The organism is Streptomyces xanthophaeus (genome assembly GCF_000725805.1).
GTDB lineage: Bacteria > Actinomycetota > Actinomycetes > Streptomycetales > Streptomycetaceae > Streptomyces > Streptomyces xanthophaeus.
Window position 1 is genome coordinate 1 of sequence record NZ_JOFT01000156.1, and the last position, 229, is coordinate 229.

1 protein-coding gene is annotated in these 229 nt (G+C 69.9%); it reads right to left on the reverse strand.

All coding sequences use genetic code 11. The annotated features are described in order from the left end of the window. On the reverse strand, positions 1 to 207 hold a 207-nt coding region (locus IO30_RS41160; protein WP_245234262.1), incomplete at its 3' end, for a polyketide synthase dehydratase domain-containing protein. Positions 208 to 229: the final 22 nt, after the last annotated feature.

A 229-nucleotide genomic window follows, 5' to 3' on the forward strand; every position in this document is an offset into this window, starting at 1 on the left:
GACGGTCACCTGCACGCGGACGGACACGCCGTCCCCGAGCACCAGCGGTGCTTCCAGCACCAGCTCCTCGACCACCGGACTGCCCGTCTGACGACCGGCTGCACCGGCGAGCTCCACGAGCGCAGTCCCAGGAACGATCACCGTGCCGTAGATGGCATGGTCGCGGACCCAGGGAGCGGAGTCCTGCGAGAGACGACCGGTGAACACCCACTCGTCCCGGTCCCCGACC